General features: G+C 58.5%; 25 protein-coding genes and 1 pseudogene. 13 read left to right on the forward strand and 13 right to left on the reverse strand.

The annotated features are described in order from the left end of the window. Window positions 1-251 (forward strand): transposase (locus ACR0CG_RS09745; RefSeq protein ID WP_480524440.1); only part of this gene is annotated, 251 nt, incomplete at its 5' end. Window positions 252-1397: 1146 nt separating this feature from the next. Here the strand turns inward: ACR0CG_RS09745 and ACR0CG_RS09750 are convergent. Next, window positions 1398-2411, reverse strand: a pseudogene (locus ACR0CG_RS09750) (IS30 family transposase). A gap of 215 nt (window positions 2412-2626) precedes the next feature. On the opposite strand from ACR0CG_RS09750, the gene ACR0CG_RS09755 reads away from it, so the two are divergent. Together ACR0CG_RS09755 and ACR0CG_RS09760 are read left to right on the forward strand one after the other, a co-directional pair. Then, the gene (locus ACR0CG_RS09755; protein WP_480524441.1) at window positions 2627-3274 is read left to right on the forward strand and encodes a hypothetical protein; all 648 of its coding nucleotides are present in this window, start codon (window positions 2627-2629) and stop codon (window positions 3272-3274) included. Between the two features lie 6 nt (window positions 3275-3280). Beyond that, window positions 3281-3898, forward strand: coding sequence for an RES family NAD+ phosphorylase (locus tag ACR0CG_RS09760; protein WP_480524443.1), 618 nt, complete (start codon window positions 3281-3283; stop codon window positions 3896-3898). Here the strand turns inward: ACR0CG_RS09760 and ACR0CG_RS09765 are convergent. From ACR0CG_RS09765 to ACR0CG_RS09775, 3 genes are read right to left on the reverse strand one after another with little or no spacing between them, the layout of a single operon-like run. Beyond that, window positions 3895-4236, reverse strand: a complete 342-nt coding sequence (locus ACR0CG_RS09765; protein WP_170678646.1) for a carboxymuconolactone decarboxylase family protein — start codon at window positions 4234-4236, stop codon at window positions 3895-3897. The two genes, ACR0CG_RS09760 and ACR0CG_RS09765, sit on opposite strands and share 4 nt — an antisense overlap. A gap of 11 nt (window positions 4237-4247) precedes the next feature. Further along, window positions 4248-5009 carry an amino acid ABC transporter permease gene (locus tag ACR0CG_RS09770; RefSeq protein ID WP_480524446.1) on the reverse strand — a complete coding sequence of 254 codons (762 nt, stop codon included), beginning with the start codon at window positions 5007-5009 and terminating at the stop codon, window positions 4248-4250. 14 nt (window positions 5010-5023) lie between these two features. After that, on the reverse strand, window positions 5024-5764 hold the full coding sequence (locus ACR0CG_RS09775) for an amino acid ABC transporter ATP-binding protein (protein WP_170613966.1): 741 nt from the start codon (window positions 5762-5764) through the stop codon (window positions 5024-5026). Between the two features lie 138 nt (window positions 5765-5902). Here ACR0CG_RS09775 and ACR0CG_RS09780 point away from each other — a divergent pair, with 138 nt between their 5' ends. Beyond that, window positions 5903-6673 carry a transporter substrate-binding domain-containing protein gene (locus ACR0CG_RS09780; RefSeq protein ID WP_170613967.1) on the forward strand — a complete coding sequence of 257 codons (771 nt, stop codon included), beginning with the start codon at window positions 5903-5905 and terminating at the stop codon, window positions 6671-6673. Window positions 6674-6715: 42 nt separating this feature from the next. On the opposite strand, the gene ACR0CG_RS09785 is transcribed toward ACR0CG_RS09780, so the two are convergent. Further along, complete coding sequence (locus ACR0CG_RS09785; RefSeq protein WP_480524448.1) at window positions 6716-7318, reverse strand: helix-turn-helix domain-containing protein; 603 nt, start codon at window positions 7316-7318, stop codon at window positions 6716-6718. A 60-nt stretch (window positions 7319-7378) separates the two neighbouring features. Here ACR0CG_RS09785 and ACR0CG_RS09790 point away from each other — a divergent pair, with 60 nt between their 5' ends. The 8 genes from ACR0CG_RS09790 (at window position 7379) to ACR0CG_RS09825 (ending at window position 16165) form a co-directional block, all read left to right on the forward strand. After that, window positions 7379-8125, forward strand: a complete 747-nt coding sequence (locus ACR0CG_RS09790) for a creatininase family protein (protein WP_480524450.1) — start codon at window positions 7379-7381, stop codon at window positions 8123-8125. Window positions 8126-8227: 102 nt separating this feature from the next. Next, window positions 8228-8830: a helix-turn-helix domain-containing protein gene (locus tag ACR0CG_RS09795; RefSeq protein WP_480524452.1), complete on the forward strand. Its 603-nt coding sequence runs from the start codon at window positions 8228-8230 to the stop codon at window positions 8828-8830. Window positions 8831-8964: 134 nt separating this feature from the next. Next, on the forward strand, window positions 8965-10548 hold the full coding sequence (locus ACR0CG_RS09800; RefSeq protein WP_480524454.1) for an ABC transporter substrate-binding protein: 1584 nt from the start codon (window positions 8965-8967) through the stop codon (window positions 10546-10548). Window positions 10549-10604: 56 nt separating this feature from the next. After that, a complete protein-coding gene (locus tag ACR0CG_RS09805) occupies window positions 10605-11546 on the forward strand; it encodes an ABC transporter permease (protein ID WP_170807990.1) in 942 nt (313 codons plus the stop codon). Then, complete coding sequence (locus tag ACR0CG_RS09810; protein WP_480524456.1) at window positions 11543-12394, forward strand: ABC transporter permease; 852 nt, start codon at window positions 11543-11545, stop codon at window positions 12392-12394. The genes ACR0CG_RS09805 and ACR0CG_RS09810 overlap by 4 nt, the downstream gene beginning before the upstream one ends. A 3-nt stretch (window positions 12395-12397) precedes the next feature. Continuing rightward, the gene (locus ACR0CG_RS09815) at window positions 12398-13390 is read left to right on the forward strand and encodes an ABC transporter ATP-binding protein (RefSeq protein WP_480524459.1); all 993 of its coding nucleotides are present in this window, start codon (window positions 12398-12400) and stop codon (window positions 13388-13390) included. After that, window positions 13387-14382: an oligopeptide/dipeptide ABC transporter ATP-binding protein gene (locus tag ACR0CG_RS09820; RefSeq protein WP_170613972.1), complete on the forward strand. Its 996-nt coding sequence runs from the start codon at window positions 13387-13389 to the stop codon at window positions 14380-14382. Before ACR0CG_RS09815 ends, ACR0CG_RS09820 begins: the two co-directional genes overlap by 4 nt. After that, window positions 14375-16165: an aminopeptidase P family protein gene (locus ACR0CG_RS09825; RefSeq protein ID WP_480524461.1), complete on the forward strand. Its 1791-nt coding sequence runs from the start codon at window positions 14375-14377 to the stop codon at window positions 16163-16165. The genes ACR0CG_RS09820 and ACR0CG_RS09825 overlap by 8 nt, the downstream gene beginning before the upstream one ends. Before the next feature lie 153 nt (window positions 16166-16318). Here ACR0CG_RS09825 and ACR0CG_RS09830 read toward each other — a convergent pair whose 3' ends face one another. Beyond that, window positions 16319-17011 carry a Crp/Fnr family transcriptional regulator gene (locus ACR0CG_RS09830; RefSeq protein WP_480524463.1) on the reverse strand — a complete coding sequence of 231 codons (693 nt, stop codon included), beginning with the start codon at window positions 17009-17011 and terminating at the stop codon, window positions 16319-16321. A 179-nt stretch (window positions 17012-17190) separates the two neighbouring features. Here ACR0CG_RS09830 and hemA point away from each other — a divergent pair, with 179 nt between their 5' ends. After that, entirely contained in the window at window positions 17191-18414 is a 1224-nt protein-coding gene (hemA, locus tag ACR0CG_RS09835; RefSeq protein WP_170825168.1) for a 5-aminolevulinate synthase, read from the forward strand. A 52-nt stretch (window positions 18415-18466) separates the two neighbouring features. On the opposite strand, the gene ACR0CG_RS09840 is transcribed toward hemA, so the two are convergent. The 7 genes from ACR0CG_RS09840 to ACR0CG_RS09870 all read right to left on the reverse strand — a co-directional run bounded on the left by ACR0CG_RS09840 (window position 18467) and on the right by ACR0CG_RS09870 (window position 25166). Further along, complete coding sequence (locus tag ACR0CG_RS09840; protein WP_480524464.1) at window positions 18467-18754, reverse strand: cytochrome C oxidase subunit IV family protein; 288 nt, start codon at window positions 18752-18754, stop codon at window positions 18467-18469. Between the two features lie 5 nt (window positions 18755-18759). Further along, on the reverse strand, window positions 18760-19308 hold the full coding sequence (locus tag ACR0CG_RS09845) for a cytochrome c oxidase subunit 3 (RefSeq protein WP_480524465.1): 549 nt from the start codon (window positions 19306-19308) through the stop codon (window positions 18760-18762). Next, window positions 19305-21227 (reverse strand): nitric oxide reductase activation protein NorD, encoded by a 1923-nt coding sequence (locus ACR0CG_RS09850; RefSeq protein WP_480524467.1) that lies wholly within the window; start codon window positions 21225-21227, stop codon window positions 19305-19307. The genes ACR0CG_RS09845 and ACR0CG_RS09850 overlap by 4 nt, the downstream gene beginning before the upstream one ends. Window positions 21228-21236: 9 nt before the next feature. Beyond that, window positions 21237-22046 (reverse strand): AAA family ATPase, encoded by an 810-nt coding sequence (locus tag ACR0CG_RS09855; RefSeq protein WP_480524469.1) that lies wholly within the window; start codon window positions 22044-22046, stop codon window positions 21237-21239. A gap of 5 nt (window positions 22047-22051) precedes the next feature. Then, entirely contained in the window at window positions 22052-23419 is a 1368-nt protein-coding gene (locus ACR0CG_RS09860; protein WP_170678681.1) for a cbb3-type cytochrome c oxidase subunit I, read from the reverse strand. Between the two features lie 16 nt (window positions 23420-23435). After that, the gene (locus ACR0CG_RS09865) at window positions 23436-23885 is read right to left on the reverse strand and encodes a c-type cytochrome (RefSeq protein ID WP_480524471.1); all 450 of its coding nucleotides are present in this window, start codon (window positions 23883-23885) and stop codon (window positions 23436-23438) included. Between the two features lie 99 nt (window positions 23886-23984). Further along, window positions 23985-25166 carry an NnrS family protein gene (locus ACR0CG_RS09870; protein WP_480524473.1) on the reverse strand — a complete coding sequence of 394 codons (1182 nt, stop codon included), beginning with the start codon at window positions 25164-25166 and terminating at the stop codon, window positions 23985-23987. Between the last annotated feature and the right edge of the window lie 62 nt (window positions 25167-25228).

Genomic DNA, 25228 nt, shown 5'->3' on the forward strand with positions numbered 1-25228 from the left:
AAGGGATACGCGCCTGCATCCCCGGTCGACAACAGCGCAAGAAACCGGTGAAGTACGACAAGCGTCGCTACAAACGGCGCAACCGGATCGAAATCATGTTCGGCAGGTTGAAGGAGTGGCGGCGGGTCGCGACCCGTTACGACAGATGCCCAAAGGTCTTCCTGTCAGCCATCGCGCTGGCGGCAATCGTCACTTACTGGCTATGTGTCTTGACCCTAGCACCTGTCGTGGCGGGCCGGAGTGCCACATGACTTTCTGCCCGGGAACTGGGCCTTATTCATCATTGCCTCTCAACGTGCTTAACGTAGCTGGAACCGACAACTTTTGTCTCAACTGAAATCAGTAGCATCTGTGGTTGGGAGATTGCTTGTAGGCATGTTGGTCAGTGCCGACGAGGACCTGTTTTGAGGAGATATTTGAGGACTTGGGTAGGTCTGATGATGTGCCCGACGTTACTCTCAAGCGGGTTGCCGACCCACGGCTAAATCGTGATCGAATGTATGCGGTTGCCGCCTGGACTGGTTTGCTTGATCAGGTTTCAAAAGATCAACTGACTTGAGTAAAGTGGTCTTACGTTTTGGACAGTTTTCGAGGGCTTGGCGCAGTGCAAGAAACTCCTAAACGTTGCCTAGACTGCTGACCGCTGTGCGATGCAGAAAGCCGGAAATTTACAGCAAAAAAGTCTAACAGATCACTGTTTATGCGGCTCTGTCACATGGGCTGCCATACCTCGTAGTACGTAGAAGATGTGCCCGCAGAACACACCGTGGTGCTTCCAGCAGCGAATGGAAACTCCGTCCCGCAGGGCGTGAGTTCGGCCTGCTACACATTTCGCGATCGCAGCGAATGGCCGCTAAGCGGGCTGCAATCACAGTATCGAAGCGGTGTGGCCAACGGCAGCTATGTGCCGATATTGTTGAAAAACTCGAGAATTCGGCCCACTCGCTTTTTCGCCTATTTTCCATCGCGTCAGCAATGTTGACGCCACTTGCCCAGAGAAGGCCATGACAGCCTCGCACATCTCGGAACCAATGCTTTGGCCGAACCCCTGGCCAAGAACTTCAACCGCCTCTCAATGGGTAATTTTTTACAGGTTTTGGCCAAAACTGGAGTTTTTCAACAATATCGGCCGTGTGCTGGGGCAGGGTATTCTGCCGATCAACCATGTACTAGTAAGACACACTGCACCGGTTTCTAGGTTGCGAAGAGGCTTACTGGCTTTCTGCTTGACTTAGACTTGAAGCGCTTGAACCGTCGAAAAATTCAAAAAGAACAAAAATCTTAAGGTGTTGAATTCAATGGGAGGCGAGTCTCAATAACTCAACCGTATTATCTTCGTACTCCGACAAATCCACCCGGTGTGGACTCACGTTGAAGCGCAATTTCTTATTTGTTCTTTACGTCAGCCGGTTCTGAATTTCCATCAGGTTGCTTTCGAAGACTTCGGCAAGTGTTCGGTAGCCGAGGCATTTTGCGCGGCATTGAATTGAGGCGGTGGCAAATCCACCTCAAAAATCGATTTGTCAGCGCCGTCGGCTCGGTTGATCTGGGGAGGTATCTTCGCAGCCTGTTGTTGGTGTTTTCGACCGTACCTTTCTGCCAGGGAGCCTGCGGATCGCAGAACCAACTGTCAGCTCACATACCATCCTTCAATCTTTGCCAGGCCGAGAACTCGGTTCCCGCGGTCGAAGGTAATCGACTGCCGGGCATCGGCGGGCAGGGGGGCGAGCCCCTTGATCAATGCTTCCATGATCGGCTTCGATTGACGATCTTCATTGCGCATGAAGACAGCATAGCGGCTGACGCGCTCGACGAGCGAAGTCACGTTGGTCTTTCAATACTCCTTACGGAACATCATCAGATCGCACTCCCAATGGCCGAACTCAGTCCGTTGCGTGATACGGTTCCGGCCTGCGTGACAAGCCTTGGCTGTCGAAGAACTGCGTACGGTGGTACCGCCGGTATCCGCACGGGCGGCGGCGTTTGCGATGCTCAGACAGGTGCCGATAGAACTGCTCATCAAGACCATCCTTGGAATAGGCAAAACGATAGATCGTCTCGTGGCTCACGCGGATCGAATGGCGTTCCAGGCGCGTCCGGCCTGCAATCTGTTCAGGAGACCAGCCGGTTTTGAACCGATCTTCGATGGCCTCCTTCAAATCCGGGTGCATAACCACATTCCGATGGATGGCGCGGCGGCCCTCATACATGTTTTGAGCCGCTATCGCGTGATAACCATTCAGCTCCGGCATTTCCGTGTCCGTGAAGAAATTGCGCTTCAACTCGCGATAGATCGTCGACGGTGCGCGACCCATCCGATCCGCAATCTCCGGCACCGGCATTCTGGCGTCTCGCCACATGGCAATCTTACGACGTTCTTCCAAACTCAGGTGAGGGTAACAGCTTCCCATTCAATATCCTTCATGCAACACTTTGTTTTGATACAGAATTCGCACTTCGTTTGTGAATCCACCCCGCTACATGCGTTAATCGCATAATCAAGATTATGTTAAAAAGAGTTGTATTGCCGAAGTACTCGCTTTGGCCAATGACAACGGCTTCGCAATGCTTGTTTTCTGATGCTTCTTATCTATATTGTCGTATATGAAATATAAGGAAGCTTGTGATGTCCAGGATTCTTCATCTTTATGATGTCGCAGAAGATACCGAACGCGATCTTTCCGCGCAGGAAGCGGTTCGGCTTGCTCAAAAGGACAAATCCCTGATCCTTATCAGCGGTGTTCGGGACATGTCGCCCAGGACATTTCATCTCATCGCATCCTCGGTTGCCAGACGAAAGCTGGAGCGCGCTCAGGAGCGTATTGACGCGATGATCGATGCCTATCTCGACACGGACGCGTTCGATCAGGTCGAGGCAAAGATTGACGACGACAACGCCCGGCTGCGCGCTGAGTTCCTGAGCGATTTTGAGGTCCTTACAAGCGCCCAGATCCATGCCATGTCTGGCAGCACATCGAGAAACAAGTCAGCCACGGCGAACGACTGGAAAAAGGCCGGAAAGATCTTTTCGGTCAAACTGCAGGGCAAGGACCTGTATCCGGCGTTCCAATTTAATGCTGATGGGCGGCCCCATGCGACCTTGGCGGACGTGCTTGCGGCGCTTCCGCAGGATTTGACTCCCTGGCAAACTGCCTTTTGGCTTGTCGCGCCCCAAAACGCGCTGGATGGTGCTCGGCCGATTGATCTTGTTCAGGCCGGTGACGCGCGGGTTGTCGATGCCGCTGCGCGCGCGTTTGAAACGCCGGCAGGCTGACGGCGCGTGATACTTCCGAATGCGGCCGGACAGCATCCCTACTTTGCGCTGGAAAGCGGGCGAGAGGTCTTTCGCCTGCACCGAGACGTTCTGGATGGTGATCAGTTCAATCCCGGTTACGGCACGTCCCGCTTCGCCCCCTTTCAGGATCTCGAGGGCAAAATAGTTCCCACTCTTTACTCCGCTACCACATTTGATGGCGCGGCTTATGAAACACTGTTCCGAGAACGTCCGGCCAAGTATCAGACATTCCCTCGTAACCGTCTTGATGACTATGCAGCAAGCCGGTTAACTACCAGGCGGGAACTTCAGTTGGTTCGTTTGTTTACGCCGGAACTCGCCGCCTGGGACATCGCGGAAGCTGACTTGCTTACCTACGATGAAAGCAACTATCCCACTTGCCGAGAGCTTGCCGCCTTGATCTGGAAAGACAATCCCGCCGCAGATGGCATGATCTGGTCATCCGTGCGTGACAGTTCCGCATTGGCGATGATGCTGTTCGAAGATCGGGTAACACCCGGCGCGCTGACTGTAACAGAAACACGATACGTTCAGCGCGACGCGGACTTGCTGGATCAGCTGAGAACAACGGCGCGCCGCGCGGGCATCACGATCAGCCGTTAAGCTTGTTTTGAAAAGGTGTCGAACGCCTTGAGCGCCTTGGCGCTGTAGGCATAAGACGGGCCGCCGCCCATATAGGTCGCCATGGCCAGCGCCTCGCACAGTTCTTCCCGGCTGGCACCGAGGCGCACCAAAGAACGGACGTGAAAGCCGATACAACTGTCACAGCGCGTCGCAATTGCGATACCGAGCGCCATGAACTCTTTGGTTTTTTCGCTGAGCGCGCCGTTAGACTTGGCGGCCTTCCCCATGATGCCAAAGCCTTTGACCGTTTCGGGCACTTCTTTCGAATATGTTGCGATGTCGGCCTCAATCCCGGCCATGAAGTCATTCCAGTCCATGTCGTCCTCCTTCAGCCGCGTTCGTCCGATCCCATGCGGCGTTCCAGCCAGCGCACTCCGGCGCTGATGATCAGAACCAGGATCAGATATTCAAGGATCAGCAGCGAATAGATCTCAAGCGGGCGGTATTCCGTCACCACCAGCTCGTTCGCGCGCCGCGTCAGTTCCTGCATGCCGATGACGCTGGCAAAGGCGCTCATCTTGACAATGTAGATGAACTGGTTCGCCAGCGGCGGCAAAATGCGCCGGATCGCCTGAGGCAGGATCACATAGCGCATGGTTTGAAGATAGTTCAGGCCGATGGTCTGGGCCGCCTCGGTCTGTCCCTTGGCAATCGACTGGATACCGGCCCGGTATATCTCGGCCGTAAATGCGCTGTCGGACAAGGCAAGCGTGATGATCGCGCCCCAAAACGGATCAATCGGTATGTTCAGGCCCATTTCACGAAAAACGATCGGCAGGCCGTAGAAGACCCAGAACAGCATGGGCAGCAGCGGGATCGAGCGGATCAGTTCGACATAGACCCGGTTCACCAAACGCCAGCCCCTGCTTTTGGCCAGCCCCGGCAATGCCACGATCAGCCCCAGAACAATCGAAATGACAGCGGCGATCACTGAAATCAAGATGGTGTCGCCCATGCCGGAAATTAGGAATTTGACATTGATCCAGCCCGCTTCGGTCATCGGATTGATGACATACCATCCCCATGTGGAAGAACTGGAACAAGCTGCAAGCGCCAGAAACGACAGGAGAAGAAGAAGGTTTCTTATCATCGCGTTTGGCCCCCTCAATGTTGCAGTATCTGGCTGAGAAATTTCTGACAGCGCTCGGATCGGGGGGCGCCAAAGAACTCCTCGGGGTTGCCCTGCTCGACAATCTGCCCCGCATCCATGAACACCATGTTGTCTGCCACTTTGCGGGCAAAGCCCATCTCATGTGTCACCACGACCATGGTCATACCTTCTTGCGCAAGTTCCACCATCACATCAAGCACTTCGGAAATCATCTCGGGGTCCAGTGCCGACGTGGGTTCGTCAAACAGCAGGACCCGGGGTTCCATGCACAACGACCGCGCGATGGCGACGCGCTGCTGCTGTCCCCCGGACAGTTGGCCGGGGCGTTTTTCGGCCTGATCCGGGATGTGAACCCGCTCCAGATAGTGCCTCGCCCGAGCCTCGGCGTCGGCACGCGACATTCCTCGTGACTTGATCGGGCCAAGGGTCAGGTTTTCCAGAACGCTCAGGTGCGGGAATAGATTGAACTGCTGAAACACCATTCCGACCTCGGACCGGATGGCCGTCACGGATTTGGGGTCATTCGTCAGTTCAATTCCATCAACACGGATGGTGCCTTTTTGGTGTTCTTCCAATCGGTTGATACAGCGCACCACGGTCGATTTGCCGGACCCCGAAGGGCCGCAGATCACAACCTTTTCGCCCGACTTGATGCTGAGATTGATGTCCTTCAAAACATGGAAATCGCCGTACCATTTATTGACATTCACAAGTTCGATTGCCGTTTCGCTCACTGGCCGGGCTCCCTTGGTATGAAGTTTTCCTGGGAAGAAATATTTTTCTTGAGGTTAACGTTGCACTTGACGTTAAATCAAGCATCAAAAATGCTAGTATACAACGGCAATCAATGAACAACCAACGGGAGCACTCAGATGAAAAACCTACTCAGGACGGCCGCTGCGGCAGCCATCGGACTGGCCCTTGCCGGGGCCGCACAGGCCCAGTCAGCGCTGAACGAAATCCTTGATGGCGGTGTCCTGAAGGTTGGCACAACCGGTGACTGGAACCCGATGACCCTGCGCGACCCTGCAACCAACAGCTACAAAGGGTATGACATCGACATCATGACCGAGCTGGCCAACGACCTAGGGGTCGAGGTCGAGTTTGTTCCGACCGACTGGAAAACGCTGGTCAACGGCGTGGTTTCGGGCAAATACCACATGACCGGTTCGGCTTCGATCTCGCCGCCGCGCATGAAGGTTGCGGGTTTCTCGGAAAGCTACATTTCGGTCGAACTCTATCCGTTCACGACCAAGGACAAGGCCGACCGTTTCAACGGCTACGACTCGATCAACCAGCCTGACGTCAAGGTTGCAACAACCCTTGGCACCACATTCGAAAAACGTGCGCGCGAATGGTTCCCGAACGCGGATATCAAGGTGGTCGAGGCCCCTGCCCGCGGATTTCAGGAGGTTCTGGCCGGACGTGCCGACGTCTTTATCACGTCAAACATCGAAGGCGCGACGCTGGAAGCCAAATTTCCGGTTGTCCCGGTTGCCGGCGCCGAGGCGCGTTCTCCTTCGCCCATCGCCATGCTGCTACCACAGGACGATCAGGTATGGATCAATTACGTGAACAACTGGATCAAAGTGAAAAAGGCGCAGGGGTTCTTTGAGGCCAACAAGGAAAAATGGGGGCTTTGATCCCCATATTCAGAACCGTTCGCTCCGGCCGGAGCGGACGGTCTAGCCAGGCACTGCTTTGGCCAGAAGTGAAATAAAACTGACCTTGTCCGTCTTAAGCTCAACCGCCCCATGGGTCGTACTGGAATCATAACTCAGACTGTCGCCGGGGCGCATGTGGTACAAGCCTTCGCCGCACCGAAAGATCATTTCGCCCTCGGTTACATGCACGAACTCTGCCCCTTCATGCTGATAAAGCGGGCCCAGCGGCAAGGGGCCTTCAAGCGTGACAAGGAAGCTCTCAAAGCTCACGTGGCTGGCTTCCGCCCGTCCGATCAGTTTGAACGCATGCCCAAAATCGCTGCCCATACGCTGAACCGTCATGCCCTCGCCGGCGGCCACAAAGGATACATCCGTCACTTCGGCAGTTCCGGCGAAGAAATTGATCAGCGGAACGCCCGTGGCCTTCGCCAACGCCTCAAGCGAACTCAGCGAAGCGGATACCTGTCCCCGCTCGATCTTGGAAATCATCGCTGGCGAGACATTGGCGCGCGCCGACAGTTCAGCGATCGTCAGGCCGGCCAGAACCCTGTGGGTTTTGACCGCTGCGCCGATTACCTGATCCAGCCGGGGCTTTTCCCCTTCGATGGGTGCGGAATCTTCCATGCTCGCAGCGTACCGCCCCGGTACAAAAAGGGAAAGCGCGCGTAACCGTAAGGACACCTGATGCAACTGGAACACATGACCTGGTACGAAGTTGACGAACGCCTAAGCAATGGCTGCGCCGTTATACTTCCTGTCGGTTCGACCGAACAGCACGGGCCGATCGGGCGGATCGGGACCGATACGATCTGTGCCCGGGCCGTCGCGCTGCGCGCCGCTGATCTGTGTGACGCGATCGTGGCACCCGCCCTGGCCTACACGCCCGCACCTTTCAACGCTGCCTTTCCCGGCACGGTTTCCGTTACCCCGGATGTGTTCACCCTTTACGCAAGGGAAATCATTGAAGGCCTTTTGGCGCAGGGCTTTTCTGGCGTCTTCATCGTTAACGGCCATGGTGCGAACATTGCACCGCTGCAGGCCATAAGCGCCGACCTGCCCCCGAACGCCTTGATCACCCGCAGCTGGTGGGAACCTGAACCCGTCAACGCATTGCGGCGAACGCTATACGGAGAATGGGAAGGGATGCACGCCACCCCGTCCGAAGTTGCCATCACGCAATCCTTGTTGGGCGTCATAACCGACGAACGCGCCGAAGAGCCGCCGCAAAAGCTGACCCCTCAATACCTGCGTGATCACAGCGGAGACCGTCACGGGCCGCCCGATGAACACCGCGCAGAATTCCCGGACGGGCGGGTCGGATCCCATTCTGCCTTGGCCACGCCCACAGACGGAGCCCGACTGCTGGAGATGGCGGCTCAAGCCATCTCACGGGAGTTTCTTGATTTTCAAAAGGCAAGGAAGCAAAGTTGACAACACTTGGTGCCGGATTTTTAGATGTACTAAAATAAATTTTGATCTTCCCCACATTCTTCTGTTCAATGGTCAGAACAAATGGAATGCAGGAGAGACCGGATGCAAGCTCCGACAACGCGGGTAAAAACCAAGGGGCAGCCGACCGAATTGGGTCAGGCGATCCGGCGACGCCGCAAGGCGATGGGGCTGACGCTGGATCAGGTGGCCAAGAAGGCCGATCTGACCACAGGTTTCCTGTCGCAGGTCGAGCGTGGGCTCAGCTCTCCCTCCTTAACCTCTCTCATGGCAATTGCCGCGGCCTTGCAGACAACCATCGAACAACTGCTGAGCGTTCCACAGGTCTTTTCCGAGTTTGTCGCCAAGGATAGCAGACAGACCTATTCCCTTGGCTTGCGCGGGCGGTTTTACGAGAAACTCGGGCCGGGATTTCTGGGCGCTCTGTTCCACCCGCAGATCGTTCATCGCCCGCCGGGCCACGTATCGGAACGTATGTGCCACAGCGGTGAAGCCTTTTGCTATCTGCAAGCCGGTCAACTGGAATACCATCTGGGTGATCGTGTTTTTATCATGTCACCCGGTGATGTGGTTCATCACGACACATCGACGCCTCACTATTCCGTTGTCCTGGGCGAAACCGAGGCCGTCGAACTGTGGGTTACAACCTCTCCGATCAAGGATTCCGCGCCACCAGACAGCGGTTAGGACTGCGAAAAACTCAGTCCCGGAATGCCGCGGTCTAAAAAAGTTTCATCTTTTGCTAAAAAAAACTTTAGTAAAACTAAGAATCACTTAATGTCCCTCCGCAGGAGCAAGAAGACTTGCGGGAGGAGAAGAAGATGAAGCTGAAGACATTATTGGGCGCCACGGTCGCCGCGACGCTTGCGCTGCCCGTTCTGGCGCAGGAACGCGGGGGCACATTGAACTTTGCCCGCTATGACGGATCGCGCCTGATCGATCCGATTTACGCGGACCGCAACCCCGATATCTGGATGGTTGGCAGCCTGTTCGACACGCTTTTGCGCAGCAGCCCCGATGGCAACTCGGTAGAACCCGGGCTTGCAGAAGACTATGCAGTGTCAGAGGATGGCAAGACCGTATCCCTGACCCTGCGAGAAGGTATCCAGTTCGCTGACGGCTCGCCCATGTCGGGCGCGGATGTAGTCTTTTCGCTGGATCGCGCCCGCAACCCTGACCTGAGCCCATGGGCCGGTCTGCTGGGATCGATTGACACGGTGTCCGCGGATGGAAACGCGATCACCATCGCTTTGAAGGACCCCGATCCCACCCTGTTGTCGATGTTGGCCACATTCAACACGGCCATCGTTTCGAAAGCCGCATTTGACGCAGCCGCAGGTGAAACGGATCAGGACAAATCCGCTGCCATTTTCGCGGCCACAAGCGCAGGCGTCGGCACCGGCCCGTTCTATTTGTGCGGCTTTGAACAAGGGGCCAGCATGGATTTCTGCGCCAACGAGCATTACTGGCGCATGGGCGCGGATGGCAAAGCCCTGCCCTATCTGGACGGCGTCCATTTCGAGATCGTTCCCGATGATGCAACCCGCATTCTGCGCCTCCAGGCGGGAGAGGTGGATGCAGCCGAGTTCATCCCGTTCAGCCGCGTGGCCGAGCTTGAGGCCGATCCGAACATCAACATGCAGCTGTATCCGTCAACACGGATCATCTATTCGCCGATCAACACCCGTGAGACACGCGCCGACGGTTCCCCCAACCCGCTGGCAGACCCCCGCGTGCGGCAGGCGCTGAACTATGGCACCAACAAGGATGCTCTGATCGGTGTGGTTCTGCACGGTGCGGGCCAACCCATGAGCTCACCGCTGATGGCCAAAGCAACGCAATATGCGGCCGATCTGAGCCCGCTCTATAGCTATGATCTTGAAAAAGCCAAAGGGTTGATCGCGGATGCCGGGGTCGCGGACGGCACGCGGGTGACTCTGACCACGCTGGCCGGATCCGCCGATGACGCAACAATTTTCGCCGCGCTTCAGCAAATGTGGGGCGAGTTGGGAATTGATCTGGTCGTCGAACAGGTCGACGGCGCCACGCGCGGGGCCAAGAACCGCTCGGGTGAGTTTGACATTCACACCTATGGCTGGGTCAACGATGTGAACGATCCCAGCCAGGTTGTCGGCTGGCTGGGCTACACACCGACTGCCAAGGCTGTCGGCACCGGTTGGGAGAACGCAGAGTTCAACACCCTGTTCGAAGAGGCCGCCAAAGACATGGACCCGGACTCTCGAAAGGCCAAGTTCGACCGCATGCAGGCACTTTATGCCGAGGCAGCCCCCTTGCTGTTCATGTATGAAACACCTTTCGCTGTCGCGCTGGGGACGGCGGTCGAGGGCTATGTTCAGACCCCGCTTGGCAATAACATCTTCGATGAAGCCACAGTCAGCCGCTAAGAGCTGATCCCTTGCCTCGCCGCACCCTGCGGCGGGGCCCTTTGCGGAGCGTCGAATTGTCCAGCCTGTCCTACATCTTTAAACGGCTTTTGCTGATGATCCCGACCTTCTTTCTGGTCATGATCATCATATTCATGCTGGTGCGCCTGTTGCCCGGTGATCCGGCCATCGCCATGGCCGGGGACCGCGCATCTGACGCCGATATTGCTGCAATCCGGGAAAGGCTGGGTCTGACGGAACCGATGCCAGTGCAATTCTGGCTGTTTCTGACCAATACTCTGCAGGGCGATCTGGGCCGTTCGATCCTGATGCGGACGGATGTCGTGGGCGTCATTGCCGATCGATTGCCGATCACCGTTTTCCTGACGATCTACTCGGTTGTGCTATCCCTGATCATCGCTGGTCCGCTGGCCTTTGTCGCGGCGCTCAATCGCGGCCGCTGGCCCGATGCGGTGATCCGCACCGTGTTCCAGATCGGCCTGTCGATGCCGGTGTTTTACATCGGGCTGGTCCTGCTGACCTTTTTGGCGGCGCAGTTGCGCCTGTTCCCGGTGGGTGGCTATGGCGACACGTTTGGTGAGCGTCTCTATCACCTGTTTCTGCCTTCGGTGACCGTGGCGCTTTATACTTCGGCCATCATCATGCGGAACTTGCGCAGCGCGATTATCGAGGTTCTGGATGCCGAGTATGTCCAGTTCGCCCGCGCCAAGGGTCTGCCGCCGCGCCTGATCCTTGGCCGTCACGTGCTGCGCAACGCGCTGATTTCCACGGTTACCCTCTTGGGTCTGTCCATCGGCAATCTGATGAGCGGCACGCTGGTTACCGAGACAGTCTTTGCGGTGCCCGGCATGGGACGGCTGATGCTGGAGGCGATCTTTGCCCGCGACTACCCGCTGATACAGGGGCTGACCCTGACCTTCGCGCTTCTTGTCTCGTTGGTCTTTCTGATGACGGACCTGTTCCAAAGCCGCCTGGACCCAAGGATGCGCCTGCAATGAGTGACGTGACCTTTACCGCCAGCCGCCCGTCCTTTGCCCGCGCCGCCTTGCGCAAACCGGGCTTTGCGGCCGGGTTGCTGATCATCGGGTTTTCGACCCTGCTGGCCATCTTCCCGGGGGTTTTCGCGCCCTACGATCCAAATGCGATTGACTACCTGGCGGTGCGAAAGCCTCCCTCGTGGGAGCATCCGTTCGGCACCGACCTGCTGGGGCGGGACAGCCTGTCCCGCGTGATCTGGGCCTATCAGGTCAATATGCAGATGGCGGTCTTTGGCACCGTCTTTGCTCTGGTGACAGGTGTCATCATCGGGGCCTTGGTTGGATACTACCGGGGTTTTGCCGATCTGATCTTTGGTCGGATCGTCGATGCGGTCATCACATTTCCATTTCTGGTGCTGGTGATCGCGGTAGTCGCCGTTTTGGGGCCGGGCCTTATCAACATGTATATCGCCATATCAGTGGTCTACTGGGTCTACTACGCGCGTCTGATGCGGGCCGAGGTGATCGCACAGATGGGCAATGACTATGCCGCCGCCGGGGTGGTCATGGGCTATTCCGACCGGCGCATCATCTTCCGCCACCTGCTGCCTAACGCCATCACCCCGGTCATTGTTTACTGGATGACTGACATGGCGCTGGTGATCTTGCTGGGTTCGTCGCTGGGCTATCTTGGGTTGGGCGCGCAGCCACCGCAGGCGGAATGGGGCGTGCTGATCGCCGAGGGGCGCAATTTCATCTCGACCGCATGGTGGCTCAGCCTGATGCCCGGTTTGGCAATCGTTTTGACGGGCCTTGGCTTTTCGCTGCTGGGCGACGGGCTGGCCGATCTGCTGAGACCACGGGGATAAGAGATGACTGAACGAACTCCCATCCTCGAGGTTCAGGGGCTTAACACCACTTTCCACCGCAACGGCCGGGAACTGCCGGCCCTGCGCGACGTCAGCTTCAGCGTGGCTCGTGGCGAGGTTCTGGGGCTGGTCGGTGAAAGCGGTTCGGGCAAAAGCGTCACCCTGCGCTCGATCATCGGACTGGCGCGGCGTTATGGCGATGTCAGCGGGCAGGTCCGCTGGCAGGGCCGCGATCTGGTGCCGCTGCCGGACCGCGCTCTGCGGCAGGTCCAGGGGCGCGAGATCGCGATGATCTTTCAGGAACCCATGACCTCGCTGAACCCATTGCTGACAGTGGGTCTGCAACTGGAGGAGACATTGCGCGCACATACGGATCTGTCCGGAAAAGCCCGGCGCGATCGGGCGGTCGAGATGCTGGATCTGGTCGGTATCCCCTCGGCGGCGCAAAGGCTCAGGGATTACCCGCACCAGTTCTCCGGTGGAATGCGCCAACGGGTCATGATCGCAATCGCACTGGCCGCCAACCCCAGGTTGCTGCTGGCGGATGAGCCGACTACGGCGCTGGATGTGACCATTCAGGCGCAGATCCTCGATCTGATTCTGCGTCTGGCGGACGAGATGGAAATGGGCGTCGTCCTTGTCACTCATGATCTGGGCGTGGTCGCCCAAACCTGTGACAACGTGGCGGTTATGTATGCAGGCCGGATCGTCGAACAGGGGCCGGTTCGGGATGTGCTGCGCGAACCCCGCCATCCTTACACAGTTGGCCTGATGCGCTCGGTTCCGGAAAATCTTACACCTCGGACGCCGCTTTATTCCGTGCCGGGTGTTCCTCCATCTCTGGACGCGCTTCCGCAGGGATGCGCCTTTGCGCCACGCTGCGAGGCCTGCATCCAGCCCTGCCAGCAGGACCGCCCGGTTCTGTCGGTGATCGCGGACAGCAGGCAGGTGGCCTGCTTCAACCCTGTGACCAAGGCCGAAGGAAACGCCGCATGAACAATGCCGTTATCGAAATACGCGACCTGCATCAGCGGTTTGCCCTGGGTCGCAGCCTTTCTGATCTTGCCACCGGCCGGCCGGGTCGAGTGGTGCGGGCGCTGAATGGCGTCAGCCTGGATCTTATCCGGGGTGAAACGCTTGGCGTCGTCGGCGAATCCGGTTGCGGGAAATCCACGCTGGCCCGCTGCATCGTTCGATTGCATAGCCCCAGTGACGGGACGATCCGTTTCGAGGGGCAGGATATCTTCGAAGATGCAGGCGGCGACCGCAGTTACAACCGGCGCGTTCAGATGATGTTCCAGGACCCCTATTCCTCGCTGAACCCACGCATGACAACGGGCCAGATTCTGTCCGAGGCGTTGGCGGTCCACGACATGCGCACCAAAGCGAACATCCCCGCCCGTGTCGCGGAACTGCTGGACCTTGTGCGTCTGCCTCAGGACGCTCAGCACAAACTGCCGCACGAGTTTTCCGGTGGCCAGCGACAGCGCATCGCCATTGCCCGCGCACTGGCGGTCGAGCCCGAAGTGCTGATTGCGGATGAACTGGTTTCGGCGCTGGATGTGTCGGTGCAGGCGCAGGTGGTCAACCTGCTGCTGGACCTGCAGCAAAAACTGGGCCTGACCATCCTGTTTGTGGCTCACGACCTGCGACTGGTGCGGCATGTGTCAAATCGCGTTGCGGTGATCTATCTGGGCCGGATCGTCGAAATCGGCGATAGCGAGACATTGTTCTCCGCCCCTGCCCATCCCTACAGTCAGGCGCTTTTGTCTGCCGCGCCATCCCTGAACCCGGATGATCGGGGCAAGGCCATCCCGCTTGAAGGAGAGTTGCCCTCGCCCCTGAACATGCCATCGGGCTGCCCGTTCCATGTCCGCTGTCGCCACGCATCCGAGATTTGCAGGACCGATACTCCTGCCCTGATGCCGTTCGAAAATCGCGGCCGGGTCGCCTGCCACCACGTCAAAGAGATCAACGCCCATGCCTGACCGCGCTCGGATCGTTTCAGCCCTGCGCGACGAGATGCGCACCCGTGGTCTTAATGCATTTGTTCTGCCCCGCTACGATGCGCATCAGGCCGAATACGTCGCGCCGCATGACGAACGGCTGGCCTATGTGACCGGCTTCACCGGTACTGCCGGACTGGCCATCGTGACAGGTGACACTGTCGCCATGTTTGTTGATGGACGATATGTGGTTCAGGCTGCCAATCAATGCCCGGAACCTTTGTTCTCGCATCACCATCTGCACGACGAGCCGCCTGAATTCTGGCTGGCCACCGTCGCCGAACAGGGCTGGTCCGTCGGGTTTGACGCCATGCACCTGCCGCCCGTTTTGCATGACCGCTTCACGGATGCGCTGAATGGATCGCGCGCCCGTTTTGTCGCCGTTGAAGACAACCCTGTTGACGCGATCTGGCCCAATCAGCCCGCGCCGCCCAACGGCATCATCTCTGCCTTTCCGACACAATTCACGGGTGTAGGCGCGGATGAAAAGATCTCTCAGCTTGTCGCAACCCTGCAAAGCGACGAGGTCGATCTGCTGGTGGAAACACAGCCGGACAACATAGCATGGCTTCTCAATGTGCGCGGTTCGGATGTGGCTTATTGTCCGGTTCCACAGTCTTTTTTGTTGGCGCGTTCATCGGGTCAGGTTGACTGGTTCGTCGAAACCAAAAAATTCAGCCCAGAAATCTGCGATCATCTGCCCGACACCGTGACGCTGCATCCGCCAGCAGCATTTCTACCGACCCTTTCGGAGTTGTCGGGTCGTGGCGCGTGCGTGCAATACGATGGCGAATTTTCCCCGGCTGCGGTGCGTCTGGCCCTCGACCGGTCATCTGCGCAAGGTCGAGCGGCCAGCAGTCCGCTGACGCTTTTCAAGGCCCGGAAAAATCCGGTCGAAATAGAAGGCCTGCGTGCCTGTCACCTTCAAGATGCCATCGCGTGGACCGAGTTCTGTGGTTGGCTAAATGCTGAAATCCCGGCGCGAGCCTCTCTCAACAGACAAGTGACCGAGCTTGAAGCAAAAGACAAAATTCAGTCCTGCCGCCGCGACCGTGCCGGGTATCTTGAGGAAAGCTTCAATACCATTTCGGCCGCGGGTGCGAATGCTGCCATGTGCCATTACGCGACCATTCCGGAGGATGCGGCAACAATTGACCCTGAAGGGACATATCTGCTGGATTCTGGCGGCCAGTATGAGACCGGCACAACCGACGCCACCCGCAGCTTTGCCTTCGGAAAGGTCAGGCCGGATGGGTATGACCGCGCCTATACCGCCGTGTTTAAAGCGTTCCACGCCCTAGCAACACTGCGGTTTCCACCCGGCACACAGGGCCACCACATCGACGCCATCTGCCGCCGCCCTTTGTGGGATCTAGGGTTGGACTATGATCACGGAACCGGACATGGCATCGGGCATCGCCTTTCCGTACACGAACACCCGCAACGTATCGGCAAGCCCTACAACCCGGTGGATCTTGTGCCGGGTATGATCCTGTCCATCGAGCCGGGGTTTTATGAGATGGGCCGGTTTGGCATCCGTATCGAAAACCTGTTCGAGATCGTCGAAGAGGACGATGGCTTCATGGCGTTTTCCAACCTCACATGGATACCGATCCAGACTGATATGCTGCTTACTGACAAGTTGTCCCAAGCGGAACGATGCTGGCTGAACGCATACAACGCCGAGGTCCTGCGCCGGATCGGTCCGCAGCTATCACCTGCCGGGCGTGCATGGGCCGAGAGAGCCTGCGCAGCCATTGCTTGACGGGTTGTTCAGTACCTCGCAACGGTTCCAAATATTCCGGAATGGAACTTGTGCACAGGGCCCCGGCTCAAAACGGGTCGAAGCCATGCAGGAAACTTGCATGATAGGAAGACAAAGTTCAGGCTTAATCAGCGAAGTGACAGGACAGTCCGGTCATTTGTCCATCGGGTCGCTTTCAGCATATTCCAGAAGAGAAGTGACATCTGAAATCCGGGCGTGGTTGCGATCGATGACGACTCCGGTTGCCTTGAGGCGCGAAAACGCGCGGCTCAGGCTTTCGGGCTTCATTCCAAGGCGTCCGGCGATCAGCATCTTGTCATAGGGTAGCACCACCTCGCAGGCGCCGCTGTCGCGATCGCAAAGACCCAGCAGGAATTTTGCCACCCTCTGTGCCCCGGTTTGCGCCTTCAGTTGTTCCAACTGCGCCACCAGTGAATGCAGGTGCGTAAATGTTGCCGCCAGTATCGAGATACCGATTTCGGGGTCTTCCTTCATCAGCGAAATCAGCACAGGGATCGGGATATGCATCACCTGACAACGCGACACGGCCTCGGCAGAGACCGGATAGGGCATATTGCGCAGCGCCACCGCCTCGCCAAAGCTCTCGCCCTTGGTGAACACGCTGACCACTGCCTCGGCACCGGACGGAGACATCCGGAACAGTTTGATCCACCCAGCCAGAACCACGTGAACGGCCTGAGCCGTCTCTTCCTGCAGAAAGATGGTTTCCCCACGGTCGTATTCGCGCCAGATGGCTTGGCTCAGTAATGTATCTACATGTTGCTCTGGCAAGCTCCTGAGCAGCAAAGACTGCCGGGCAATTGCCTTTTCGGCTTCATGGGCCACGAATATTCCCCTTTTTCAGGCCGGGTCTCCGACCGGTCTTTCCCTTGACTTATGGCTATGCCAAAGCCGTCGCCCCGGCACCAGCCCTTTCCCGCGCACCAACTTGACTATTGTCATGTCACGCCTCGGCCGCAGCGATTAACCTCGCTGCAAAGCCAGCAATCCGGGGAGCACACACCATGGACTACGAGCGATTTTTCAGTCAAAGCCTCGACGCATTGCGGGATGAGGGAAACTACAGGGTTTTCATCGATTTGCAACGCCACCGCGGCGATTTCCCTAATGCGCGGCAAACCGATGGCGATATCCAGCGCGATGTGCGGATCTGGTGCTCGAACGACTATCTGGGCATGGGTCAGCATCCGGATGTGATCAACGCGATGCATAATGCGTTGAACCGCTGCGGCGCGGGTGCGGGTGGAACGCGCAACATTTCCGGCACGACCCACGATCATGTGTTGCTCGAGGCGGAACTGGCTGACCTGCACGGGAAAGAAGCTGCGCTGCTGTTTACATCCGGTTACGTTTCGAACTGGGCCGCGCTTGGAACACTTGCGGCGAAAATTCCTGGTCTGATCGTGTTCTCCGACGCGCTGAATCATGCCTCGATGATCGAAGGCATTCGCCACTCACGGGCGCAAAAGGTGATCTGGAAACACAACGACCTTGCAGATCTCGAGGCCAAACTGGCCGCCGCTGACCCCGATGCGCCCAAGATGATCGCCTTTGAATCCGTTTACTCAATGGACGGGGATATCGCCCCGATCAAAGAGATCTGCGACCTGGCCGACAAATACGGGGCGATGACTTACCTGGATGAAGTTCACGCCGTTGGTCTCTATGGTCCACGTGGCGGCGGCATCGCCGAACGTGAAGGGCTGATGGACCGCCTTACCGTCATCGAAGGCACGCTTGGCAAAGCGTTCGGAGTAGTGGGCGGTTATATCGCGGCGTCGGTCGCCTTGTGCGATTTCGTGCGCAGCTTCGCCAGTGGATTCATCTTTACGACCGCCCTGCCGCCGGCGATTGCAGCCGGGGCAGCGGCATCAATTCGGCATCTGAAACAGTCGAACGCCGAGCGCGGTTTGCAGAAGGCTCGTGTGGAACAGGTCCGGGCCAGACTGGATGCCGAAGGCATCCCGCATCTTCCCAACCCCAGTCACATCATTCCGGTGATGGTGGGTGATCCGGTGAAATGCAAATTCATTTCGGACACACTGCTAGAAGAATTCGGCATTTATATCCAGCCGATCAACTACCCGACCGTTCCCAAAGGCACTGAACGTCTTCGGATCACGCCGTCGCCCGTCCATACTGACGCAGATATCGATCATCTTGTCGGCGCGCTGTCCGCGCTGTGGCAACGCTGTCAGATTGCCCGGAGGCCGATGGCCGCGCAGTGATACCGGCTTGAAAATTGTATAAAATGGCCGCCCTTTCGGGCGGCTTTTTCTATCATACCAGGTAGAGGCCAAAAACCGCGACTGAAAACCCGGTCAGTACCATTGTAAAGCCTCGTAGCCAGCCGGGGCTGTCCGTCAGGTCGAGGTAGCGCGCGAGGATGAGGCGCGCCTTGAGCAACGCCATAAGCAGGATTCCACCCCCTATTGTCGCAGGCGCCGCAGGCAGCAGGGTCAGAAGCGCGGATGCCAGGCTGAGCGCCAGTAGTCCAAGCCAGGCCTTCGTTAGCGGGTTCGGGAGCCTCCGGCGGGAGTATTTGGAAAAAGATGAAGGGGCGGCCATGATGTTCATCCCAGCAGGTAGATGACCGGGAACAGCATGATCCAAACCAGGTCGACCATGTGCCAGAACTGGGCGCCTGCCTCGACATTTCCGGGGTCATCCCGCCAGGCAACCAGCAGGAGGATGAAGGCTCCGGCCAGCACATGTGCGGCGTGAAATCCGGTTAGCAGATAGTAGAAGAGAAAGAACGGGTGGGTTTCGTAGCTGATGCCCTGCGCTGCTTTGTCGGCATATTCCACCCCTTTGATGACAAGGAAAACCAGTCCCAGCAGGGACGCACCCAACAGTGCCAATCGGGCGGTATTCCGGCGGGCATCCCGCCGCCAGCGCAGTGCCTGTGCGGCCAGATAGCCAGACGTGACAAGAACGATGGTGTTCAATGCAGCTCCGGTGCGGTGAAGATGCGACTGGGCTTCGGCAAATCCTGCCGGGTCAGTCAGACGCACGCCCATGAAGGCGATCAGCCCTGCCCCGAACACCAGCAGTTCACTGATGATCAGCACCCACATCAGCAATTCGCCGGGCAGTTCGTCGATCAGGGTGGTGTCGCTCATGCGCCGACCAGTTGGCGGTAGATCTGCGGCAGGGCCATGGTCAGGCGGTGCGGGTCCGGGATGACGGCAAAGCCACCCTGCCCGAACATGCGCGGGAACCAGCTTTTGCCGGTCTTGTCGATGGTGACGCCAAAGACCGAATGACCGGTACGGCGGGCTTCGCGCACAGCCATGCAGGTATCCTCGATACCGTGGCGGCCCTCGTAATGGTCCAGGTCGTTCGGTTTGCCATCGGTGATGACCAGCAGCAGGCGGCGCTTGCGAGATTGCGCGGCAAGGTCGGCGGAGCAGTGGCGAATTGCGGCTCCGAGCCGGGTGTAGTGCCCCGGTCGCAGCGAAGCGATACGTTGCTCGACCTTTGGCCCCATGGGTTCGTCAAAACGTTTGCACCGCTGAACGTATACGCGTTGGCGTTTCAGCGAACTGAAGGCGTGGATGGCGAAATCGTCGCCGCAGGCATTCAAGCCCCAGGCCAGCGCCGCCAGCGCCTCGCGTTCTATGTCGATCACAGCGCGGCCGGTGACGGCGCTTTCGGTCGAGCGGCTGACATCCAGCAGGATCGACACCGCCAGATCGCGGGCTTCGGGGCGGGATTGCATCCAGACGCGTTCGTTGCTTTCCCCGCTTGCGAGACGGTCGGTAGCAGCCCGCACGGCGGCTTCGATGTCGAGTTGATCACCGTCCAGATGACCTCGGGTCATGACCCGACCGGGGCGCAGGGCTTCGAACTGGCGTTTGACGGCACGAATGCGGCGGGCCGTGGCGGGGTCCTTGCCGAACTCGGCTGCATCGTCGCGGATATCGGCGTCGGACAGCAGAACGTTGACGTGGTCGGGCAGGTACTGACAGGTGCGCACGTCCCATTCGGGATAGAGGATGCGGCCTGACAGGCGTTCTCGGTTCACGTCTTCTGGCGCAAGATCGAGGTGGAGTTTCAACTTGGTCGGCGGGGCCTTGGAGATCTGGCCCAGGCCGATCTCCTCCTGATCGTCGGCCGCTTTCTTCGCGTTGTCTGGGTCATCATCATCGATACGACGGTTGATGTTCAGAAACTCAGCCCAGCTGAGGATTGCTTCGAACTTGTGCAGGATGAAACTGTCGCTGCGCGAAGCCTGGTCAGATTTCCGGCGCCGCGCGCGGTGGGTCTTTTCACCGGATTCTTCGGGCGGACCCTCGGTATCGGGGTTTTCAACCTCGTTATGTTCGGAAAACCCGACGGCGCGCAACTCGGGCCACAGCGGGACCGGGCGGAAATGCTGATAGCCGCGCGGGGCGGTGAGATCGTCATCCAGTGCCAAAAGCTCTTGGGCTTTCGGTGACAGGGGCGCGGGGTCACCCAGCATGTTGCGGACAACCTCTTCGACCGCCGCCTCGAGTGGTGGCAGGCCGGGTATGTTCCGTTGATACAGAACGCCCTTGCAGAGTTCAGCGTAAAGCGGGCGCAGACCGGGGGCATTTTCCAATGTCGCCTCGACCATGTGCCGGGCAGCGACCAGTGCGCGCAGGTCGCCGCGCAGAGGATCGTCTTCGTCAATTCTTGTTGCGGCATGGGCGGCAGTTGCGGCCAGCCAGACATAAAGCGCGCCGTTTGCTTCGCGCGCTGGGAATACGGCCAGCCGGTCCGGCAGGCGCAGTACTTCCCCGTCGAACGACGCGCGCGGCATCAGTTCGGTTTCGGTCGCCAGACGGCGGCGCCAGCCGAGACGGTGGCGCGAAACTTCAGGAGAGACCGGGCGCAATTCGACGCCCGGGCTGCCCCCCAGTCCCCGGAAGAGGACTGCCAGCCGCCCCGCGACCTCAGAGAGGTCGACCGCGGCTCCAACATGCACCTCAGGTGCATCGAGGCGGCTGGCAAGGGTGTGCCACAGTTTCCCGATCGTTTCTTCGGGTTCCCATGGCTCAAAGTCGATCTTGACCATCGGCCGGCCTCACCCAAAGACAGCCGTGACAAGATCGAGGAGCCCGCGTTTGATATCCTCGTCATCAGTCAGAGGTTCGATCATGGCGGCAAGGATGGCGCGGTCGGTGGACATGCCCTGCGCGATCAGCGTTGCGGCATAAACGACCAGACGGGTTGAAACGCCTTCCTCAAGATCCTGACCCTTAAGCCCGCGCAGTTTGCCTGCAAGGCGCACCAGCGGTTTGCATCGTTCCAGCGGCAGACCGCTTTCCTGCGCAACGACTTCGGCCTCCATCTCGGGCGACGGGAAGTCGAACTCCAGCGAGATGAAACGCTGTCGGGTCGAGGGTTTCAGAGTTTTCAGGATGTTCTGGTAGCCGGGGTTGTATGAGGCCACCAACATGAAGCCGGGTGCGGCCTCAAGCTCTTCGCCGGTGCGGTCGATCGGCAGGATGCGCCGGTCGTCTGTCAGCGGGTGCAGAACGACGGTGACGTCCTTGCGAGCCTCGACCACCTCATCAAGGTAGCAGATCGCACCTTCGCGCACTGCGCGGGTCAGCGGGCCATCGACCCAGACGGTCTCGCCGCCTTTCAGCAGGTAGCGGCCGATCAGGTCGGCGGCAGCGAGGTCATCATGGCAGGCCACGGTGTAAAGCGGGCGGCCAAGGCTGGCGGCCATATGGGCCACAAAGCGGGTCTTGCCGCATCCGGTCGGCCCTTTCAGCAGAACCGGCAGGTTGTTGGTATAGGCGGCGGCAAACACGTCGCATTCGTCGCCTTGGGGCAGGTAGAAGGGGGCGTCAGCCGCCCCCGTTCCCAGTTGCATGGAGCCGTCCATATCCATTACTCCGCAGGAGTTTCAGCTGCGCCGGGTTCAATGACCTCTTTCCGGGGGACCCAGATCGAGTAGATGAACAGCAGCGCACCAAGCACCACGACCAGACCAGAGCCAAGGCGCATCCAGTAGAAGATCGCGATCTGATCCTGCACATCCATGAAGTAGTCACCGACCACTCGTTGCATGTGTGTCTGAACAGTGCCAGCGAAGGTCAGCACGAAGGTCATGAAGACCATACCGCCGGTCATCAGCCAGAAGGACGCCATGTTGAGAACCTGATTGTATGGATCGCGGTTCTTAAGGATCGGCATGGCATAGCTGAAGATCGCCAGGTTGAGGCAGACATAGGCGCCGTAGAAGGCCAGGTGACCGTGTGCGGCCGTGATCTGCGTGCCGTGGGTGTAATAGTTCACACCGTGCAGCGTATGCAGGAAGCCCCAGACACCGGCCCCGAAGAAGGCCAATGTGGCGCAGCCCAGCGACCACAACAGTGCGGCCTTGTTGGGGTGGTCACGACGGCCTTTCCAGACCATGACGAAGGCAAAGGCCATCATTGCAAAGAACGGGATCACCTCGAGGCTCGAGAAGATCGATCCGATCCACTGCCAGTAGGCGGGTGTACCGATCCAGTAATAGTGGTGGCCGGTGCCGAGGATGCCCGAGAACAGTGCGGCGGCGACGATGACATAAAGCCATTTCTCGACCACCTCACGGTCAACACCGGTCAGCTTTAGCATCAGATAGGCCAGGATCGAGGCCATGATCAGTTCCCACACGCCTTCGACCCACAGGTGGACAACGTACCACCAGTACTGCTTGTCGAGTGACAGGTTGCCGGGGTTGTAGAAAGCGAACAGGAACAAAAGCGCCAGACCCCACAGACCCAACAGAAGGATGTTGGTGATAGCGGTCTTCTTGCCCTTAAGAACGGTCATCGACACGTTGTAAAGGAAGATCAGCGCAGCCACGACGATACCCGCCTTGACCCATTTGGGCTGTTCCAGGAACTCGCGCCCTTCTTTGCCCAGCAGCCAGTTGCCTTCGAACAGGTTGAAGACATAGGTCACGACCACGCCCAGCGTGCCGACGACCAGAATGATCAGCTGCAGATAGGCCAGCTTGGGCGAGTGGATCTCGCGCTCGGCCTCTTCCGGGATCAGGAAGTAAGCAGCGCCGAAGAAGCCCAGGATCAGCCAGACGATCAGCGAGTTGGTGTGAAGCATCCGCACGATATTGAACGGCAGAAGCTCACTCAGGAAGTTTGGCGATACATAGATCAGTCCGGCCAGCAGGCCGCCGATCACCTGGATCGCGAACAGGCCCATTGCCACTGCGAAGTAGGCGTAGGCGATTTTTTGGGATTCGTATTTCATTGTCCTTGTCCCTTTCTCAGCCTGCCTCGTTGGGCGGCCAGCCCTGAGCGTCGATATTGTCCGTCCAGATCAGGAAGTTGGTCAGGTCGCGGAGTTCTTCGTCGCTGAGGTTGAAATTGGGCATCTGTCGGCGACCGGGAATGCCGGTCGGCTGCGCCTCCATCCAGCCCTTGAGGGATTCAAAGGCTGATTCCGGGTCGTCCAGCACCCCCCAACGGGTCATCACGTTACCGACTTCGGGAGCGAAGTAGGCCCCTTCGCCGAGAATCGAGTGACAGTTGATACAGGCGTGTTTTTCCCAGACGTGCTTGCCGCGAACCACACTGTCGTCAAGCTTTGCCGCGTTTTCGGAATTGACGATATACAGGTGGGAATGGGCCGACAGGGCCAGAAAGATTAGAATGAAGAACAGTGACCCGCCATAGAATATATTGCGAGCCATGCTCTTTGTCATGACTTCTCGCATCGCGCTCTCCTTTGCGCAGATTAGCTAGTTTGCTCAGAATGGCGGGTGGGTCATGGTATCGCCTTAACGAAAGTCAAGACTTGCGACAGGAATTGAAATTCAGGTCGAGCGCCCCAGTCGTGGACCCGTCAGTGCAGGCCACATGGCGATCAGATACAGCGCAAATGCGCTGACCCAGAGACCATCGGACAGCAGCATCGCAACTAGATAGCCAGATTCCATATCCGCCGCGATCCAGCGCGAGATCGCTGCCGCGGCCATCAGTCCATAGGCCACGACCATCGGGCCGGGTGCGATCAGATCCCGTCCGCTGTGCCCCAGCGCAGCTCGGCTCATGACCGCAAGGGTCATGCCGCCCACGCAACCGATGCCCAGAACGTGCAGCGCAGCAACCTCGTTGCCGAAACCCAATGCCGCAAGCCCCCAAAGAATCAGCCCCAGCGCCAGCATTCCAAGTCCCAGGTGCAGCGCGAGCAGGATTGGCTGCCGCGCGGACCAGATCATGCGCCAGCGCAACATGCGCAGGATTTGCACACCGCCAAGGGCCAGCCCCAGCACTCCGGCCGTGCCCGTCGCGCCCAATACCAGAACGCCACAGGGCAGAACCAAGGCCAGAATCATGCCCGCCTTGTCCAGGCCCGCCACCGAGACCGGCCAGTTCGCCTCGGGCTCTCCGGCGCGTTTCATTGCATTGCGTGTAAAGGCGGGAGTGATCCGGCCCCCCAGAATGGCGATCATCGCACAGAGTGTCAGCAAGCCTGCTCGCAGACCTGTTTGCAGTGTGTCGCTTGTAATACCAGCCCATTCCAGATGGGTCAGCAGGTTCGCGACCCAGATGAGGCTTAGCAGCAGGAGAAACACCATGTTCTGCGGCTTGGGACGGCGGATGAGCAGTGTGGCGATCTTGGCTGCCAGAATTGGCACAAAGGCCAGATCCAAAACCGCGACCACAAGCGGCGGCAGTATCCCGGAAAACCACATTGCCATCCGGCCGGCCAGCCAGACCCCTGCCGCCAGTGCGATGAAGCGAGCCCGCGCGTCGGGCGCACCGGTCCAGTTCGGCACCGCGGTCAGGAAGAACCCTCCCAAAGCTGCTGTGGCATAGCCGAAAATCATCTCATGCGCGTGCCACATAGGCGGTGTCATGCCGTAATCCGGTGCCAAATACGGCACCGCCAGCCACAGCCCCCAGACAAGGCCGACAAACAAGCCGTAGAGACCTGCAGACAGGAAAAAAACTCGGAATCCTTCACCAAAAATACGGGTGATGATCGTGGGCATTTCTGCTCTCCTAGACCGTTTTGCCACACGTAGCAGCCCGGCGGCCCGGATGACTTAACCAA

Source organism: Ruegeria sp. AB8, from assembly GCF_056542605.1.

Coding starts and splice junctions, on each gene's coding strand:
- ACR0CG_RS09765 (WP_170678646.1), bottom strand. CDS start 4,236: ATGGACTGGAATGACTTCATGGCCGGGATTGAGGCCGACATCGCAACA.
- ACR0CG_RS09780 (WP_170613967.1), top strand. CDS start 5,903: ATGAAAAACCTACTCAGGACGGCCGCTGCGGCAGCCATCGGACTGGCC.
- ACR0CG_RS09795 (WP_480524452.1), top strand. CDS start 8,228: ATGCAAGCTCCGACAACGCGGGTAAAAACCAAGGGGCAGCCGACCGAA.
- ACR0CG_RS09800 (WP_480524454.1), top strand. CDS start 8,965: ATGAAGCTGAAGACATTATTGGGCGCCACGGTCGCCGCGACGCTTGCG.
- ACR0CG_RS09785 (WP_480524448.1), bottom strand. CDS start 7,318: ATGGAAGATTCCGCACCCATCGAAGGGGAAAAGCCCCGGCTGGATCAG.
- ACR0CG_RS09825 (WP_480524461.1), top strand. CDS start 14,375: ATGCCTGACCGCGCTCGGATCGTTTCAGCCCTGCGCGACGAGATGCGC.
- ACR0CG_RS09840 (WP_480524464.1), bottom strand. CDS start 18,754: ATGGCCGCCCCTTCATCTTTTTCCAAATACTCCCGCCGGAGGCTCCCG.
- ACR0CG_RS09755 (WP_480524441.1), top strand. CDS start 2,627: ATGTCCAGGATTCTTCATCTTTATGATGTCGCAGAAGATACCGAACGC.
- ACR0CG_RS09855 (WP_480524469.1), bottom strand. CDS start 22,046: ATGGACGGCTCCATGCAACTGGGAACGGGGGCGGCTGACGCCCCCTTC.
- ACR0CG_RS09810 (WP_480524456.1), top strand. CDS start 11,543: ATGAGTGACGTGACCTTTACCGCCAGCCGCCCGTCCTTTGCCCGCGCC.
- ACR0CG_RS09790 (WP_480524450.1), top strand. CDS start 7,379: ATGCAACTGGAACACATGACCTGGTACGAAGTTGACGAACGCCTAAGC.
- ACR0CG_RS09850 (WP_480524467.1), bottom strand. CDS start 21,227: ATGGTCAAGATCGACTTTGAGCCATGGGAACCCGAAGAAACGATCGGG.
- ACR0CG_RS09870 (WP_480524473.1), bottom strand. CDS start 25,166: ATGCCCACGATCATCACCCGTATTTTTGGTGAAGGATTCCGAGTTTTT.
- ACR0CG_RS09815 (WP_480524459.1), top strand. CDS start 12,398: ATGACTGAACGAACTCCCATCCTCGAGGTTCAGGGGCTTAACACCACT.
- ACR0CG_RS09865 (WP_480524471.1), bottom strand. CDS start 23,885: ATGCGAGAAGTCATGACAAAGAGCATGGCTCGCAATATATTCTATGGC.
- ACR0CG_RS09845 (WP_480524465.1), bottom strand. CDS start 19,308: ATGAGCGACACCACCCTGATCGACGAACTGCCCGGCGAATTGCTGATG.
- ACR0CG_RS09770 (WP_480524446.1), bottom strand. CDS start 5,009: ATGATAAGAAACCTTCTTCTTCTCCTGTCGTTTCTGGCGCTTGCAGCT.
- hemA (WP_170825168.1), top strand. CDS start 17,191: ATGGACTACGAGCGATTTTTCAGTCAAAGCCTCGACGCATTGCGGGAT.
- ACR0CG_RS09820 (WP_170613972.1), top strand. CDS start 13,387: ATGAACAATGCCGTTATCGAAATACGCGACCTGCATCAGCGGTTTGCC.
- ACR0CG_RS09860 (WP_170678681.1), bottom strand. CDS start 23,419: ATGAAATACGAATCCCAAAAAATCGCCTACGCCTACTTCGCAGTGGCA.